Source organism: Haloterrigena salina JCM 13891 (genome assembly GCF_000337495.1).
GTDB lineage: Archaea > Halobacteriota > Halobacteria > Halobacteriales > Natrialbaceae > Haloterrigena > Haloterrigena salina.
The window spans coordinates 47,297-64,361 of the sequence record NZ_AOIS01000064.1; the positions used below are offsets into that span (position 1 = coordinate 47,297).

Below are 17,065 nucleotides of genomic sequence, written 5' to 3' on the forward strand. Positions count from 1 at the left end.
TACCGCACTTCGTCGAAAAGAGTCTTTCCGTCCGGATAGCGTCCCCTCGCTCAGCCCGACCGTCCGGAACGCCGACGGCTACTCGGTTCGACCGTCCGTTTCCTCGAGCGTTATCGATCCGTCGGCCTCGACGGTGACGTGGTAGCCACAGTACGGGAACGAAACCGCCCCGTCGGATCGTGGCGTCCCGTTCGAGCGCGGCGCGAAGAGCGAGTCCAGCGCTTCCGGATCGACGATGTCGTGGAGCGATGCGTACGTCGGCGGCCGGAGCTCCTCGGTCGGTACACCCTCGGCCTCGGCGACGGCTTCGATAACTGTCCGGCTTGGCGATCTCCGACACGAGGTGTCGACGCTATCGCCGTCCCCCTCCGTCATATTACCACCCTACCAAATCCGATGGAATAAAACTGTCCTTCTTAATCCCGTTCTTGACAGAAATCCGCCCGTCAGCCTTCGATATCGAAGGTTTTCGGAGATGGCCGTTCGACGGCGAATTATCGATCGTTCTCGAACCCCGCGTCTCAGTGACGGGCACTGTTATTACTGTTCTGATAGTTAAAGCGATTCTTAACTGATGTGAATCGCCGGCTTGCCCGGCCGCGCCGCCTCCGCCAGTTCGTCGCCGTCGGTCGCCTGACGCACGGTGATGTCGGCGTCGAACTCGTCGGTGACCAGCCAGGCGCTTCGCTCGAGGATCGAGCGCTCCGACGCCGCGTCGGAGATTTCCTCGAGTTCCGTGTGATCGCCGCGAGCCAGCAGCTCTGCCACGAACGGGGCGACGATCTCGCGGTCGGCGTCGAGTCCGGCCTCGAGGACTCGGTCGACGAGCGACTCGGTGTCCGCCCCCTCGATCGACTCGTCGATATCGTCCCGGAGCAGCCGGATCGTCTCGTACTTCCAGTCCTGGCCCACGACGAGGTCGATCCGCTCGGGGTCGTCGATCGCCGCGGTGTCGACGATATCGCGAACGTCCGCGAGCGTCGTCTCGACCAGTCGGCGCTCGCGTCGGTAGTCCGCGACGTCGCTCTCGGGGGTCGGCCAGTCGGCCTCGACGACCAGTCCCTCGCCGCGGAGCTTGTTCCAGCACTCCTCGCCGAGGTGGGGCGCCATCGGCGCGATCAGCGCCGCCAGCGTCAGCAGTCCCCGGCGGTAGACTTCGCCGTGGGGACGTTCGTACTCCCGGTACCGCCGAAGCAGTCGCGCCAGCTCTCGGATCTCGGTGGCGGCCCGGTGGAAGCGGAACCGCTCGTACTCGTCGGTGACCGCGACGATCGTGCGGTCGATCTCCCGGGCGAGATAGCCGTCGTGGGGGCGGCGTTTGACGCGCATGTCGCCCTCTTCGACGAACGCCGAGGCCATCCCGTAGAGATCCTGCTGGAGTTCGTAGGCGCCGCGGACGTTGTTCGCGGTCCACTCGAAGTCCTGTTCGGGGTGGGCCGCCGAGAGGACGAACAGCCGCGTCGTCTCCGCGCCGTACTCCTGGGGCGCGACGACGTTGCCCTTCGAACTCGACATCTTCTCGCCGTCGTACAGCACCGTCCCCTGGCTCTTGAGCTCTCGAATGGGCTCGCGTTGCTCGAGCAGCCCCAGATCGGCCAGTGCCTTCGTGAAGAAGCGCGTGTAAAGCAGGTGGAGGATGGCGTGTTCCTCGCCGCCGACGTAGACGTCGACCGGCAGCCAGTCGTCGGCCAGCTCGGTGTCGAAGGGCGCGTCCTCGAGGCCGGGCGAGAGGAAGCGCAGGAAGTACCACGAGGAGTCGACGAAGGTGTCCATCGTGTCCGTCTCCCGCTCGGCCGGCCCGCCGCAGTCGGGACAGGTTGTCTGTTTCCACTCCTCGGCGGCGTCGAGGGGGTTCCCGGTCGTCCGGACGAACTCCGGCAACTCGATCGGCAGGTCCTCGTCGGGCACCGGCACGCGCCCGCAGTCGTCGCAGTGGACGACCGGAATCGGCGTCCCCCAGTAGCGCTGCCGGGAGATCAGCCAGTCGCGCAGCCGGTAGGTGACGTCGTCCTCGATGGCCGCGACCTCCTCGAGCAGCCGCTCGCGGGCGGTCTCGCTCTCGAGCCCGCTGTACTCGCCGCTGTTCTCGAGGATCCCCTCGCCCGTGTAGGCGTCCGACTCGAGATCGACGTCGACGCTCGCGTCCTTCGGCGCGATCACGCCCTCGATCGGCAGGTCGTGCTCGAGCGCGAACGCGTGGTCGCGCTCGTTGTGCGCGGGGACGCCCATCACGGCGCCGGTGCCGACGTCCTCTAAGACGTAGCCGGCGACGTAGACGGGGAGTTCCTCGCCGGTGAGCGGGTGGGTCGCGGTCGCGTCGGTTTCGACGCCCGAGAAGCCGACCTCGTCGGGGTCGCGCTCGCGGACGTCCTCGACGTACGCCGCGACGTCGTCATCCCCGGCGGCGAGTTCGTCGGCGAGGTCGTGGCCCGGCGAGACCGCGAGGTAGGTCGCGCCGTAGACCGTCTCCGGTCGGGTGCTGAAGACGTCGACTGTAGTCGTCGCGGTGCTGGCCTCGTCGCTGGCGGTCTCGGCGTCGCCGGCGGTCTCGGCGACTTCGAATCCGATCCGCGCGCCCTCCTGTCGGCCGATCCAGTTGCGCTGGATCTCGCGGACGCCGTCGGGCCACTCCTCGAGGTCGTCCAGTCCGTCGTGGAGCTCCTCGGCGTAGTCGGTGATCGTGAAGAACCACTGGTCGAGTTCGCGCCGGCCGACGGGCGTCTCGCAGCGCCAGCAGACGCGCTCGGTGTCGCGGCTCGCCGTTTCACCGCTCGCTCCTTCCGAGATCTCACTGCGTTCGATCTCGCGTTCCTCCACCTGGGCCGCCGCGAGAACGGTCTCGCAGTCGGGACACCAGTTGACCGACGCGCCCTCGTACTCGACGAGCCCCTCCTCGTAGAGGCGCTTGAAGAACCACTGGTTCCACCGGTAGTACTCCGGCTCGCAGGTCGTGATCTCCCGGGACCAGTCGTAGCCGAAGCCCATGGTCTCGAGTTCGTCGCGCATGCGACGGATACACGCCTGCGTCCAGGACTCGGGGTCGGTCTTGCGCTCGAACGCGGCGTTCTCGGCGGGCAGGCCGAAGGCGTCCCACCCCATCGGGTGGAGCACGTCGTCGCCCTGCATCCGCCGGTAGCGCGCGTAGGCGTCGGTGATCGCGTAGTTGCGCACGTGGCCCATGTGGAGCGTCCCCGATGTGTAGGGGAACATCCCGAGGACGTACGTGGGGTCGTCGGCGTCCGCCGGGAGCTCGTAGACGTCGTCGCGCTCCCAGACGTACTGCCAGAACTCCTGGACCTGCGCGTGATCGTAGTGCGTCGTCATTGTGGCGAGCAGTCCTGCCGAGTACTGGGCGTGCCGGCCATATCATTGTTCGCCACTCGCCGCGAGCGCCGTCCCGCGGACTCGAGCGGGGGACGGTGGCTGTGGGGAGAGATTAACAAAGCCGGTGGCGCCGAAACGAGTGCTCGACCAATGGCTTCGGGCGACGATTCGACGGCGGCGACGGGGACGCTGCTCGTGACCCTCGTCGTCGTTCTGCTCACGTTCGCGGCCGGAATGATAGTCGTCGCCGACGTCGGCCCCAGTCCGATCGGCCCGGACGACGACTCCGCGGAGCGGTCCGCCGACGAGGCGGACGCCGTCGACGTCGAGACGGCGGCGGACGACTCGAGCGCGGCATCCTCGGTCGCCGACGGCGACGAACCGAACGCCAGCAACGAGTCCAACGGCGAGGCGGATTCCGGCGGCGACCCCGCGGCCGATGTCGACGACTCGAGCGACGACCCCGCGGCCGATTCCGGCGACGAATCGACCGAATCCGAGACCGATCCCGCCGTCGACGACGAGCCGCCGTCCGAGGACGACGACGTCCCGACGGGCCCCTTCGACGACGGAGAGCCGTCGGATCCGTTCAATGGAGACGGCCCGTTCGACGCCGAGGAACCGGACGCCGACGACGGCCTGTTCGACGACGAGGAGTTCTCGTCCGATCTGTTCGACGACGATGACGAGTCAGACGAGAGCGGTCCGCCCGACGACGCCGGGCCGCCGGACGATACCGGACCGTCCGACGGCGACGGGTCACCCGGCAACGGGCCGCCGTGACGGCACCGCCCGCTGTCCTGCCCTGTGAGTTCTTCTCTCGAGCGCGCGCCTGCGACCCATCGACCGCCGGCCACTGCAGGCACCACCGGCTTTCGGCCGTTGGCAGTAGGCGCGCACATGAGCCCAGCGTTCACCGACAACGATGTCGACAAACGAGTCGAGACGGCCGACGGCGACTCGATCGGCGTCGTGACGATGACCGACGCGGACACAGCGTACGTCGACCTCAAGTCGGGGGCGATCGAGTCGATCAAAGCGGTCCTCGACTGGGACGGCGACTCCGAGGAGGTCGTCCCGATCGACGCAGATGACGTCCGGAACGTCGGATCGGACGCGATCCGACTCGAGCGCAACGAGACGACCGTCCACGAGGACACCAGATCCGAGCAGCGGGGCATGGGTCCCGAAACCGGAGATGTGCCGGATGAGACGACGCCGGTCGAAGGCGAGGGTCGGTCGGGGAAGGCCCTCGAGCCGGAAACGGACGAGATGACGGAGTCGGGGGCGGAGCGCCACCCCGACGACGACGGACAGCCGCCCCAGGGTGACCGGACCGTGACCAAGGAGCGCGGCGAGGAGGAAGATCGGTAGCGTCGGTTCCCGCGGTCCTCGTCCTCCGCGCAGGCGACAGGTGTGCGTGAACAATTATCGCGACATTCGTGAACCACCATCAGCGTTTTCACCGCGCTCGCCGTTCGATACCGTATGAGCCAGCAAGCAACCGAGCAGGTGCACGGCCACTATATCGGCGGCGAGTGGACCAACGCGGGACGAAGTCCCGCGAGCAGTCGGACGCAGTCCGACGCCGACGGCGCAGAAGAGACGTTCGAGAGCCGAAACCCGGCGACCGGCGAGACGCTGGCGACGTTCCAACGCGGGACCGAAGACGACGTCGACGCCGCCCTCGAGGCCGCGGACGGCGCCTTCGAGGAGTGGCGCGAACTGTCGTATATCGACCGCGCGGAGTACCTCTGGGACATCTACCACGAACTCCGGGATCGCCACGAAGAACTGGGGGAGATCGTCACCAAGGAGTGCGGGAAGGAGATCTCCGAGGGGAAGGCAGACGTGACCGAGGCCTGGCACATGGTCGAGTGGGCCGCGGGCAACGCCCGTCACCCCCACGGCGATGTCGTCCCGAGCGAGATCGGGAGCAAGGACGCCTACATGCGCCGGAAACCGCGGGGCGTCGTCGGCTGCATCACGCCGTGGAACTTCCCGGTCGCGATCCCGTTCTGGCACATGGCCATCGCCCTCGTGGAGGGCAACACGGTCGTCTGGAAACCCGCCGAGCAGACGCCGTGGTGCGGCCAGATCATCGCCGAGATGATGGACGACTCCGGGATTCCCGACGGCGTCTTCAACATGGTCCAGGGCTACGGCGACGCCGGCGCGGCGATCACCGACGACGGCCGCGTCGACACGGTCCTCTTTACGGGCTCGGCGGAGGTCGGCCACGAGATCGCCGGCAAGGTCGGCAACGAGCCCGGCAAGCTCGCTGCCTGCGAGATGGGCGGCAAGAACGGGATCGTCATCACCGACGAGGCAGACCTGGACATCGCCGTCCACTCGGCGGTGATGAGTTCGTTCAAGACCACCGGCCAGCGCTGCGTCTCGAGCGAGCGCCTGATCGTTCACTCGGACATCTACGACGAGTTCAAGGCGCAGTTCGTCGACATCGCGGAGAAGATCGCGGTCGGCGACCCCCTCGAGGAGGACACGTTCATGGGGCCGGCGATCGAGCCCGACCACGTCGAGAAGATCCGCCAGCACAACGACCTGGCCCGCGAGGAGGGCGCCGACGTGCTCGTCGACCGCTTCGAACTCGACGACGACGAGATCCCCGACGGCCACGAGGACGGCAACTGGGTCGGGCCGTTCGTCTACGAAGTCGACTACGATTCCGACGACGAACTGCGCTGTCTGCAAGAGGAGTGTTTCGGCCCCCACGTCGCGCTCATCGAGTACGACGGCGACATCGATCGGGGCCTCGAGATTCACAACGACACCCCCTACGGGCTGGCCGGGGCGGTCATCTCCGAGGACTACCGCCAGCTCAACGCCTTCCGCGACCGAGCGGACCTCGGCCTCGCCTACGCGAACCTCCCGTGTATCGGCGCGGAGGTGCAGTTGCCCTTCGGCGGCGTCAAGAAGTCCGGCAACGGCTACCCGAGCGCGCGCGAGGCCATCGAGGCCGTCACCGAGCGCACCGCCTGGACGATGAACAACTCGAAAGATATCGAGATGGCTCAGGGGCTGTCCGCCGACATCACGACCTCCGAGGACTGAGCACGCGACGAGCGCACCAATTCCGACCCACACCGTGACGCTCGAGGCCGTCCTGATATCCCGGACCGAATTTCCGGATCCGGGTCGGTTGGGTTCGAGGCTGGCCTCGATGGTTCTTACCTCGATCGCGTTCGTGACCGTCCTGGTGCTGTCGAAGCGATTTACCGGCGCGGATCGCACCGCGATTCGACTCGAATAGGGATCGACGACGCCCTGCTGTCAGCGGGCGAACTGGATCTCCCTGCGAGGTAGCGAATCGCTTATCCGAGAGCTCATGGAATCGTCCGCACGTATGAAAGCAGTCGTCCTCGCGGCGGGACAGGGCACGCGCATTCGACCGCTCTCTGATTCGATTCCGAAACCGATGCTGCCGGTGGCCGACCGGCCGCTCGTGGCCCACACGACCGACGCGGCGATCGACGCCGGCGCCGACGAGATCGTCCTCGTGATCGGCTACGAGGGCGAGACCGTCCGTGACTACTTCGGCGACGAGTACCGCGGCGTGCCGATCTCCTATGCCGTCCAGACCGAACAGGCCGGGACGGCCCACGCCGTCAACACCGCTCGAGAACACATCGACGGCCCGTTCGCCGTCCTGAACGGAGACAACCTCTACGATCCGGCGGCGGTCGATCGCCTCTTCGAGCACTGTCCGGCCGTCTGTGCGATCGCCGTCGACGAGCCGCGCAATTACGGGGTGCTCAGCACCGACGGCGACTCGGTCACCGGCATCGTCGAGAAGCCCTCGGAGCCGCCGACGAACCTCGCCAACGCCGGCGCCTACGCCTTCCCCGAACGCGCCCGCGAGTGGCTCGAGGTCCCCGAAAGCGAGCGCGGCGAACACGAGATCACCGACGTGCTCGCGAGNGCCTACGCCTTCCCCGAACGCGCCCGCGAGTGGCTCGAGGTCCCCGAAAGCGAGCGCGGCGAACACGAGATCACCGACGTGCTCGCGAGCGTGATCGAGGAGTTCGACGTGGCGCCGGTCACGCTCGATCAGTGGCTCGACGTCGGCCGCCCGTGGGAGCTCCTCGAGGCCAACGAGTGGAAGATCGCGGAGCTCGACCGGCGGATCGACGGCCGGGTCAGCGACGACGCCCACCTCGAGGGCGACGTGGTCGTCGAGGAAGGGGCGACGGTGAAACCGGGCGTCGTCGTCGAAGGGCCGGCGCTGATCCGCTCGGGCGCGACCGTCGGGCCGAACGCCTACGTCCGCGGCGCGACGCTGATCGGCGAGGACGCGTCGGTCGGCCACTCCGTCGAGGTCAAGAACAGCGTCATCTCCCGCGGGACGTCGGTCAGTCACCTCTCGTACGTCGGCGACAGCGTCCTCGGGCGCGACGTCAACTTCGGCGCCGGGACGAACGTCGCGAACCTCCGCCACGACGACGCGGATATTAAATTTACCGTGAAAGGCGAGCGCGTCTCGACGGGGCGGCGCAAGTTCGGCGTCGTCGCCGGCGACGACGTCAAGACCGGCATCAACTCGAGTCTCTCGCCCGGACTGAAACTCACGACCGGCGCGACGACGCGTCCCGGCGAGAGCGTCGAGCGAGACCGGTAGGGCCACGAGTTTCCTCGAGACCGCTCGCGCCCCGCACGAATCGGTATCTATCGACGGACCCGCCCGTCCGATCATCCGCCGACGAAACCCCGAGGGTTTACGGTGGCCGGCGTCGCCTCCGGTACTAGATGCCGACACATCGACGCATGCGATACATCCGGGGACAGCTCGCCTGGATGCTCGCGGCCGTGCTCGTGCTTTCGCTGCTCGGATCGTTCTCTTACGAGCTGTTTTTCGTGCTCTCGCTGATCGGCCTGCTGATCGTCACCGAACTGACGGCGCCGTTCGCGGTCACGCCCGACTGGCGCCGTCGCCTCCGGTGGCTCATCGCGCTCGGCCTCGTCGGCTTCGCGGTCGTCGTCGTCCGTCGTATCCTCGAGATCCTGCCGCCGGAGGTGTTGCCGTGGTAGCGATCGTCGACGACGGCTCGCGGGTCGCCCGTGTGCTTGTCTCTCAGGTCCCAGCGGAGGTGAGCCGATGACCGTCCGCGAGTGGCTCCGCGACGGTGAGGGTCTCGATTGGCCCCGCGTGCTCCTCGCCGCGCTGTCGACCACCGTGGTCGTCGCGTTGCTCGTCGCCGCCGCGACCTCGTCGGCCGCGTTCGGCCCCTACAACCCCTCGTGGGACGGCACGTCGGAACTCCGACAGCAGACCGCGTCGGAATCGGGCGCCGAGAGCGAACTGGTCCGAGACACGGCGCGATACGACGACTACGAGCCCAACGAGACGGTCGCGTTCGTCGTCGCCCCCGACGAGACGTACGCGGGCGAGGACGTGGATCGAATCCGACGGTTCGTCGATAACGGCGGGACCCTCGTCGTCCTCGAGAACTTCGGGACGAACGGAAACCGACTGCTGGCCGACGTCGGCGCCGAGACGCGGACCGACGGCGCCGTGCTCCGGGACGAACAGGAGTACTACCGCGGGCCGACGATGCCGGTCGCGACCGGCGTCGAGAACCACACCTACACCGAGGGTATCGACCAGTTGACGCTCAACTACGCCTCCGCGCTCGAGACGGACGAGGAGGAGGCGACCGTGCTCGTCCGGACCAGCGAGTACGCCTACCGCGATGTCAATCGCAACGACGAACTCGACGGTAACGAGACGCTCGACAGCTATCCCGTCGCGGCGGTCGAGAACGTCTCGGAGGGACAGGTCGTCGTCGTCGGCGACCCGAGTATCGCCATCAACGCGATGATCGACGAACCCGATAACGCGGCGTTCCTACAGCGACTGTCCGCCGACGCCGACCACGTGCTCATCGATCTCTCCCACTCCGAGGACCTACCGCCGTTGACCGCTGCCGTCCTGACGGTCCGGGAACTGCCGCTGTTGCAGGTCCTCCTCGGCGCCGCGGGGATCGCCGGTATCGCGACCCTCTCGCGTCGTCGCCTCCGGCCGTCGCTCGAGCGCGTTCGAACGCGACTCTCCCGCCGGAACGACCCGACCGACGCGCCGATCGCCGTGCCGTCAGGGGACGACGTCGACGAGCGTCGGGCGGCCGCGCTCCGGGACCGCCACCCCGACTGGGACGAGGATCGTGTCCGCCGCGTGATAGCAGCGCTTAACCGTGACGATATGGAACCGGACGATCAATGAACGGCGACGACCCCGTCGACGGCAGTTCCGTTGGTACCCTCGGTGCCGAGCGTATCTACGAGGCCGTCCGCGAGGAGATGAGCCGAGTATTGATCGGCAACGAATCGGCGGTCGAACACCTCACGATCGCACTGTTCACGCGGGGCCACGTCCTCCTCGAGGGCGTTCCGGGCGTCGCGAAGACGACGCTCGCGAACCTGTTCGCCCGCGTGACCGGCCTCGACTACACCCGCATCCAGATGACGCCGGACATCCTGCCGGCGGACATCACTGGGACCCACGTCTACCGGGAATCCCGCGGCACGTTCGAACTCCAGCGCGGGCCGATCTTCGCCAACATGGTGGTCGCCGACGAGATCAACCGCGCGACGCCGAAGACCCAGTCGGCGCTGCTCGAGGCGATGCAGGAACGGCGCGTGACGATCGAGGGCGAGACGCTGACGCTACCGACGCCCTTCATGGTTATCGCGACGCAGAACCCGATCGAGATGGAGGGGGTCTTCGAGCTGCCGGAGGCCCAGCGCGACCGCTTCCAGTTCAAACTCACCGTCGATATCCCCGGTCGAGGGGACGAACGCGAGTTGCTCGAGCGGTTCGACGCCGACCCCGACCTCGGCCCCGAAACCGTCGATCAGGTCGTCGCGGTGTCGGACCTCCTCGCGGCGCGGGAGTCCATCTCGGAAATTCACGTCGCCGAGCCGATCAAGGAGTACGTTCTCGACCTCGTCGCGGCGACCCGGGACCACCCCGACGTCACCCACGGCGCCTCGCCTCGAGCGTCGCTGGCGTTTCTCGACGGCGCGAAGGCGCGGGCCGCGATCCACGGCCGCGAGTACGTCATCCCCGACGACGTGAAGGTCCTGACCGAGTCGATCCTCGCCCATCGACTCGTGTTGAGCACCGACGCCGACCTGAGCGACGTGGCGCCCGCCGACGTCGTCGCGGACATCGTCGACTCGGTCACGCCGCCGGGCGCCGAAGCCATCGAACTCCGGCCGGTGAGCGACGGCGGCACGAAGCGAGAGTAGTCGATCGGGACAGTCCCCGTCGATAGGGAACTCGTTTCTCGGGCTCGATTTTCGTCGGTGGACTCGAGACGCCGCCCCGTTCGCAGTAGCCACAGTGTCGATCTCGACCGTGCCGCCGTTGACCGATACCTTCCACAATTCGGCTACGAGCGGAGTTTCGATCGGTAGTACTAGTACCGAACTCCGCGCCGATTCGTATGAGTGATAATCCGGTGTGACCTCTCCGTAGAGATCGCGAGGAGCGGCTGTTGACCGTCTCCACCGACGGATACCGAGCCACTAATCCACTAGCGGAGAACGGAAACGACTAGTAAGCAACCGTCGTTCCCGGCGAGGGAGAAGACGGTGACGAAGGTGTAGGAGTCGACACTTAGTATACTGAACGCGAGCGTCCCTCGCCTCGCTCCGTTCCGTCGATTACTGTGCTGTCGTCTCCGCATCCGCCGTCGACTCCGCATCGCCGGCGGCCGCCGGCTCGTCTTCGGGGTCGGTCTCGAGGCCCCACCGGCAGGTGATCAACCAGTCGGCCCGGTCGTCGCCCGGAGCGATCTCGAGTCGGATCGGCCGCTCGAGGCCGGCGGCGAAGCCGACGGCGAGGAAGGAGGGGATCGGATGATCGAAGCGGTCGATCGGGCCGAACGCGCTGTCGCTGACCGCGATCGTGGCGCGCCCGTCGCCGGCGTCGACGTCCGACTCGGCGCTTCGCGCGAGTTCGAACTGCTCGACGAGGCCGTCGGTCAACTGGGCGGCCAGCGGCGTCGGGTCGGCGGCGAGGTCGCCAGTCAGCGCCCGCTCGAACGGCCGGAAGAGTTCGGCCCCGGTCGCCTCGAGCAGGAGGCCCCGGGCGTCGTCGTCGACGACGATCGGTCCGGCGCGCTCGTCGGGGAGCGAGTAGTCGGCGTGCTGAGGGACGTAGAGCCGGGCCGGTGCCGTCTCGCCGGGGAGGTACACCCGCTCGTCGCGGAGGCCGAGTTCGTCGCCGATCGCGGCGACGTTCGCGGTCGAGGCGGTGTAGACGCGTTCGCCCACGTCGGCCGCGACGAACCGGCTGGGCGTGAGGTAGTAGGTCAGCAGGGCGCCGAAGAGCCCGGTCGCCCCGAGCGCGACGAGCACCTCCCGCGCGTCGGGGAAGGCGATGCTTCCCAGGGCGGCGACGATCCCGATCGCGGCGAGACCGATCGCAGTGGCCCGATACCGGGACTGGCGGGCGCGGACGTACTCCTCGCGTAGCCGTCGGTTCTCGTCGGCGAGGAGCTCGACCTGCGCGGCGAGTTCCCGACGGTCGTCGTCGGTCGTCGCCTCCGCGTCGGTGACTGTCTCCGTCTCCGTTTCCGCGCCCGCGTCTTCGGCAGTGCTCGAGGCGGCTGTCGGCGACGCGGACGACTCGGTCGTGTCGATGTTGTTACTGCTCATGGGTCGGTGAATCGGCGTCGGCGTCTACGTTTGCGTCCGGCGGGGTGTCGGCGGCGTCGGGGACGAGCCCGAGACTGACGAGCTCGTACCGGTGGAGGGCGTAGGCCGCGAGCGCGACGAGGAGGGGGAGCGTCCCCGCGGCGATCCAGACGGAGCGGGAGTCGGCGACGATCCAGCCCGTCCCGACGAAAGCGATCGCGCTGGCGAGGACGACGACGGCGTCTCGCAGCACCGTCGGGGTCCGGACGACGGCGGCGAGCAGGACCGCGACGAACGCGAGTTCGACGAGCAGGAACGTCTCGAGACCGATCCCCTCCGGGAAGGCGGCCGCGAGCACGACGTGTCCGGCCGCGAGCGCGTACGGCGTCCCGAGCCCGTACCAGGTCAGCGCCGTTGCGAGCCCGGCCACCGCGCCGATCGGCCCGGCGAGGAGCGCCAGCGCCGCGGTGAGGACGGCGAGTGCACCGATCGTCGACCGGGGACGGTCGCCCCGGGTCGCCGGATCGGCCGTCGGGGTCGCGCTCATGCGCGCTCACCTCGAGCGCGGGCGCGTCCGTCCGAGAGGACCGTCGAGAGGCGATCCTGCGGGCCGACCTCGAGGGCGGTCACGCGGGACATCCGGGCGAGGTCGCGGCGCAGGTCCTCGAACTCGACGTAGCGATCGTAGGCGTCCTCGACGTCCGCGAGGCCGTCGGGCTCGTAGAGCACCGTCGGCGCGAGCAGCACCAGCACCGAGTTGCCGTTTCCGCGGGCGAGTTTAACCGTCTCGCGGAGCTCCGCCGGCCGCGAGTCGTCGGTGAAGAGGATCGTCCACAGCCCCTCGGTGTTGCCGCTGTGGGCCCGTCTAACGGTGCCGTAGAGCGGGTCCGATTCGATGCGTTCGCGGTAGCCCTCCCGCGCGGCGTAGAACGGGCGAAGGGTCGCGGCGAACCGGTCGTCGTCGTCACCGAGGCCGATGCGTTTCGCCCGGGCGTCGGCCGCGGTGAAGCCGCTGCTCCGGAGCGGCGGGGTCCGCCTCCGCCGACTCTCGCGTCCGATTTCGTCGGCGGCCGACGGATCGGCAGTCGGCTCGAGGTCGAGCAACCGACGCCGGATCCGATCGTATGCCACCGGCGTCGTCGTCGGGTCGAGGCGAAACGTGATCCCCTCGTCGCCGACGGTGCGCAGTCCGACGGGATCGCCGAGGCGGTGCGCGCTCGCGGCCGTCGCGAGCGCGACCTCGCGGAGGTAGTCGAGTTCGGTTTCGTCCGGTCGCCCCGTCGCCAGCGAGGCGCGGTGGTCGACGATCAGTAGCGTCCGCCGGTCGGTCTCGGCCTCGTACTCGCGGACGTGGGGCGTCGACAGCCTGGCCGTGGCCTTCCAGTCGATCCGATCGGCCGTATCGCCGGGCATGTACTCGCGGAGTTCCGCGGGCTCGATCCCCGACCCGAGACGACCGGCCTCGTGTTCGCCGTAGGCCATCGTGATCCGATCGCCGCCCTCGCCGACGTGGATGGTCCGCGGACCGCGGGGCTCGACGGTGACCGTCGGAGCCGTTCCGAGCGACACCGTCTCGCGGAGGAATCCGTCCGTCGCGGTCACGGTCGGTTCGTCGAATCGGTGGTGGCCCGCGGTCGGCCACGTGACGTCGACCGTTCGGGTGGTCGCGGACGTCGTCGGATCGAGGGACAGCGAGAGCGAGTCGTCGGCCGCGGCGGCCGTCGGGAGTCCGCCCTCGATCGCGACGGCGAGCGGTGACGGCGCGGCCAGCCTCGCCGAGAGCGTGACCGGGACGGTTTCGCCCGTTCGAACGCCGGCGCGGGCGGCCGACTGCTCGATGGCTAGCGCGTCGACCGTCTCCTCGAGCGTGCGGTAGAACCGATACTGGCGCGTGACGATCCACGAGCCGACCAGCCCGGCGCCGCCGAGGAGGAGCGGACGGGCAGTAACGACTGCGACGCCCGCGAGAAAGGCCGCGAGGGCAGCGACGGCCCACAGTCGACGCGTGGGTTTCATGTCCGACCGGTCTCCGTGAATCTTGTTGAAGGTATTGGTGTTCGACGGCTGCAGCGAACGCGCTCGTCGGCGCGGTCGGATGCGGGCGCGCCGGCGAGCACGAGCTGTCACCCTCGCAGAGAGAATAGTTTTTTGTCGTGGGCGGTAAACCGAATCCCTGTGACAAACGCCGTCGGTCGAACGCTCGTCCTCGCCCTCCTGCTCGTCTGCTTCCCGTTGAGCGCGACGGGTGGCGGAATCGCCGCCGCTTCCGCGGGGAGCGTCGACGACGGCTCGGCGCTGGCCGGGATCGCGGCCCAACAGGAGTCGCCGGACGCTGACGGAGACACCGCGGACAACGACACCGTTCGCCACCGAAACCCCGACGAGTACGACGAAGGGGCCGACCAGGCTGAACTCGAGCGGTGGCTCTCCGACAAGCTGTCGGGACAGCTCGAAGACGGGGCGATCCAGCTCAGCGAGGGCGAGGCCGACCTCGCGAGCCAGCTCGTCGGAGACGAGTACAGCGACAGACTCGAGCAGTACGTCGAGGTGACCGGCGACGCCGAACGGGCCGAAGCCTTCGACCAAGCGCAGAACGAGCAGAAGCGAATGACCGAGGCGGTCAGCGAGTACGAGGAGACGAAAGAAGAGTACGAGGCGGCGCGCGAAGCGGGCGACGAGGAACGCGCCCGTGAACTCGCCCGCGAACTCGAGTCGCTGGCTGGGGAGATCGGAAACTCGAGTCAGAACGTTCAGGACCACTACGACGCGATCAGCAACGACAGCGATATCGACCTGACCGACGCCGCCGAGGAGATCGAAGACGTAAACGAGGAGGTCCAGACCGAACAGGCGGCGGTTCGCGAGGAGTCGTTCGTCGAAACGGAACTGAGTATCGAGGCGACGTCCGAATACATTTCGTTTACCGACCCGCTCGACGCGAGCGGCACGATCGAAACCGAAGACGGAACGCCGATCGCGAACGAGGAGATCCGCCTCAAGGTCGGGAATCAGGAGATCCGAACCGAGACGGACGAAAGCGGGTGGTTCGATTTCGAGTACCGGCCGATCTCCGTGCCGCTGTCGGCTGACTCGGTGACAGTCGAGTACGTCCCCGAGAACGAATCGGCGTACCTCGGGAGCGAGACCAGCGTCCCGGTCGATATCGAACAGGTCGAGCCGACGATCGCGATCGATGACGTCGAGCCCGCCACCGTCGCGTACGGCGATCGCGTCGCCGTCGACTACGACCTCCGGGTCGGCGACGAACGGGTCGACGACGTCCCGGTAGTCGCCTCGATCGACGGGACGCCGCTCGGACTCTTCGGCTCCAGCAACGGGTCGACCACCGGAAACCCGACGGTGCCGGTGGACGTCCCCTCTGGCGAGCACGACCTCCGGATCTCCCTCCCCTTCGAGGATCGAGCGCTCGCGAGCGTCGCCGACTCGACGACGGTCACCGTCGCGGAAACGGAGCCCGAACTCTCCGTCTCCGCGAGTTCCACCGGCGAGCGGGAGGTCACGGTCAACGGCACGCTCGAGGCGACCGGCGGCGGGGTCGAGGGGCAATCGGTTCGAATCGTCGCCGACGGGACGGTTCTCGAGACGGTCTCGACGGACGCGGACGGCGCGTTCGGCGCCTCGGTCACGGTCCCCGAGGAGACGGCTACCGGCGAGGTGCAACTGGTCGCCGTCCACGACGACGAGGGGACCAACCTGGCGCGGACGGAGGCCGCGACGACGGTTACCTTCCCGACGGCTGCCGACTCGCTGTTGCCCACGTGGGCCTGGCTGGCGCTCGGACTGTTCGTCGCGGCCGTCAGCGCCGGCGGCTACTGGTATCGCAACCGAGCGTCGGAGCCGGCGCCGGTGCCGACCGACCCGGACGAGGCCGACGACGCGCCGACGACGGCCGGGACGCCCGACCCCGTCTCGTCTCGGACGCTCCTGTCGCGGGCGAGCGATCAGCTCTCGAGCGGCAATCCCAACGATGCGGTCCGGGACTGCTATGCCGCCGTTCGGCAGTCCCTCGAGTCGCGGTTCGCCGCGTCCGGTCCCCTGACCCACTGGGAGTTCTACCGCCGGTACAGCGATCAGTCGGCGGACGCCGAGACGGCGTCGGCCCCGCTCCGGGACGTCACCGAGGGGTACGAACGGGCGGCGTTCGGACCCGACGGCGTCTCCGAACGCGAAGCCGAGGCGGTCCTCGAGCGGGCTCGCGAACTGTGTTCCGAGACGACCCGGACCGGTCCGGCAGACGATTAGCGAAGAGCGACGTTAGCGCACCGCTCGCGGCCGCAGCGCGTTTTATTATCGATGGTAAATCTAAGAATAGGGGTTGAAACTCAGGAAACCTATAAGTGACGGTCCGGAATAGGACCGGAGTAGATGGGTGAAACCACCGATTCGAACGCAACCCTCGATATCGAACAGAACGCGCCGCGTGCAATCATCCACAAACAGATCCTCGATCACGCGGAAGCGAACCCGGACGAGTCGATGGAAGCGATCGCCGACGCCGTCAGCGGCGCCACGACGTCGACGGTCGAACGCGTCCTCGAGGAGTACGGCGATCCGGCGGCCGGCTCGGCGAGCGAGTCGGCGCCGACGAACGATGCGGAACCGAACGGAGTCGAGTCAGCAATGACCGACGCGGAATCGGTGGATACCGAGCCGCCAGGAGACGACATCGCACCGCCGTCGAACGAGACCGAGGTCGACGAACGGCCCTCTGATCCCGACGTCACGGTGACCGACGGCGGGGCAGCGTCGGAGACCGCTACCGCCGCAGTGACCAGCGATTCGACGACCGATGGACCGGCACCGACCGAACGGAACGCGGCTCGCGACGGCGAACCCGAACTCCCCATCGACCGATCGACGCTGACTGAGAAACAACGCGAGACGTTGCGGGCGATCTACGACCATCCCGACGCGACGCAGGCGGAGCTCGCCGACAGGCTCGGCGTCAGCAGCCCGACGATCAGCCAGCGCGTCAACTCGATCGACGGCTTCGACTGGGCCGACCGAAACGCGCTCGTCGCGCCGCTGTTCGAGTCCTGTCTCTTATACACATCTCTGATGG

14 protein-coding genes are annotated in these 17,065 nt (G+C 68.0%); 9 read left to right on the forward strand and 5 right to left on the reverse strand.

The genetic code is table 11. From position 1 onward, the window contains the following. Positions 1–78: 78 nt before the first annotated feature. Both C477_RS20435 and leuS read right to left on the reverse strand, forming a co-directional pair. On the reverse strand, positions 79–375 hold the full coding sequence (locus C477_RS20435) for a HalOD1 output domain-containing protein (RefSeq protein WP_008896465.1): 297 nt from the start codon (positions 373–375) through the stop codon (positions 79–81). Between the two features lie 192 nt (positions 376–567). Further along, a complete protein-coding gene (leuS, locus tag C477_RS20440) occupies positions 568–3,324 on the reverse strand; it encodes a leucine--tRNA ligase (RefSeq protein WP_008896466.1) in 2,757 nt (918 codons plus the stop codon). Positions 3,325–3,474: 150 nt separating this feature from the next. Here leuS and C477_RS20445 point away from each other — a divergent pair, with 150 nt between their 5' ends. The 7 genes from C477_RS20445 to C477_RS20475 all read left to right on the forward strand — a co-directional run bounded on the left by C477_RS20445 (position 3,475) and on the right by C477_RS20475 (position 10,590). Beyond that, positions 3,475–4,107 (forward strand): hypothetical protein, encoded by a 633-nt coding sequence (locus C477_RS20445; RefSeq protein WP_008896467.1) that lies wholly within the window; start codon positions 3,475–3,477, stop codon positions 4,105–4,107. Between the two features lie 117 nt (positions 4,108–4,224). Continuing rightward, positions 4,225–4,698 carry a hypothetical protein gene (locus C477_RS20450; RefSeq protein WP_008896468.1) on the forward strand — a complete coding sequence of 158 codons (474 nt, stop codon included), beginning with the start codon at positions 4,225–4,227 and terminating at the stop codon, positions 4,696–4,698. A 114-nt stretch (positions 4,699–4,812) separates the two neighbouring features. Next, a complete protein-coding gene (locus C477_RS20455) occupies positions 4,813–6,396 on the forward strand; it encodes an aldehyde dehydrogenase family protein (RefSeq protein ID WP_008896469.1) in 1,584 nt (527 codons plus the stop codon). A gap of 292 nt (positions 6,397–6,688) precedes the next feature. Continuing rightward, positions 6,689–7,960, forward strand: coding sequence for a bifunctional sugar-1-phosphate nucleotidylyltransferase/acetyltransferase (gene glmU / locus C477_RS20460; protein WP_008896471.1), 1,272 nt, complete (start codon positions 6,689–6,691; stop codon positions 7,958–7,960). Between the two features lie 146 nt (positions 7,961–8,106). Continuing rightward, on the forward strand, positions 8,107–8,370 hold the full coding sequence (locus tag C477_RS20465; RefSeq protein WP_008896472.1) for a hypothetical protein: 264 nt from the start codon (positions 8,107–8,109) through the stop codon (positions 8,368–8,370). A 67-nt stretch (positions 8,371–8,437) separates the two neighbouring features. After that, on the forward strand, positions 8,438–9,562 hold the full coding sequence (locus tag C477_RS20470) for a DUF4350 domain-containing protein (protein WP_008896473.1): 1,125 nt from the start codon (positions 8,438–8,440) through the stop codon (positions 9,560–9,562). Then, on the forward strand, positions 9,559–10,590 hold the full coding sequence (locus C477_RS20475) for an AAA family ATPase (RefSeq protein ID WP_008896474.1): 1,032 nt from the start codon (positions 9,559–9,561) through the stop codon (positions 10,588–10,590). Before C477_RS20470 ends, C477_RS20475 begins: the two co-directional genes overlap by 4 nt. Positions 10,591–11,007: 417 nt before the next feature. Here the strand turns inward: C477_RS20475 and C477_RS20480 are convergent, their stop codons facing one another. From C477_RS20480 to C477_RS20490, 3 genes are read right to left on the reverse strand one after another with little or no spacing between them, the layout of a single operon-like run. Further along, positions 11,008–12,003 (reverse strand): hypothetical protein, encoded by a 996-nt coding sequence (locus C477_RS20480; RefSeq protein WP_008896475.1) that lies wholly within the window; start codon positions 12,001–12,003, stop codon positions 11,008–11,010. After that, complete coding sequence (locus tag C477_RS20485) at positions 11,993–12,529, reverse strand: hypothetical protein (protein WP_008896476.1); 537 nt, start codon at positions 12,527–12,529, stop codon at positions 11,993–11,995. The genes C477_RS20480 and C477_RS20485 overlap by 11 nt, the downstream gene beginning before the upstream one ends. Beyond that, a complete protein-coding gene (locus C477_RS20490; RefSeq protein WP_008896477.1) occupies positions 12,526–13,998 on the reverse strand; it encodes a DUF58 domain-containing protein in 1,473 nt (490 codons plus the stop codon). The genes C477_RS20485 and C477_RS20490 overlap by 4 nt, the downstream gene beginning before the upstream one ends. A 159-nt stretch (positions 13,999–14,157) precedes the next feature. Between C477_RS20490 and C477_RS20495 the strand changes: the two genes are divergently transcribed. Both C477_RS20495 and C477_RS24635 read left to right on the forward strand, forming a co-directional pair. Beyond that, a complete protein-coding gene (locus C477_RS20495; protein WP_008896478.1) occupies positions 14,158–16,245 on the forward strand; it encodes a hypothetical protein in 2,088 nt (695 codons plus the stop codon). A gap of 123 nt (positions 16,246–16,368) precedes the next feature. Further along, the coding region (locus tag C477_RS24635; protein ID WP_008896479.1) for a helix-turn-helix domain-containing protein at positions 16,369–17,065 on the forward strand (697 nt) is incomplete at its 3' end.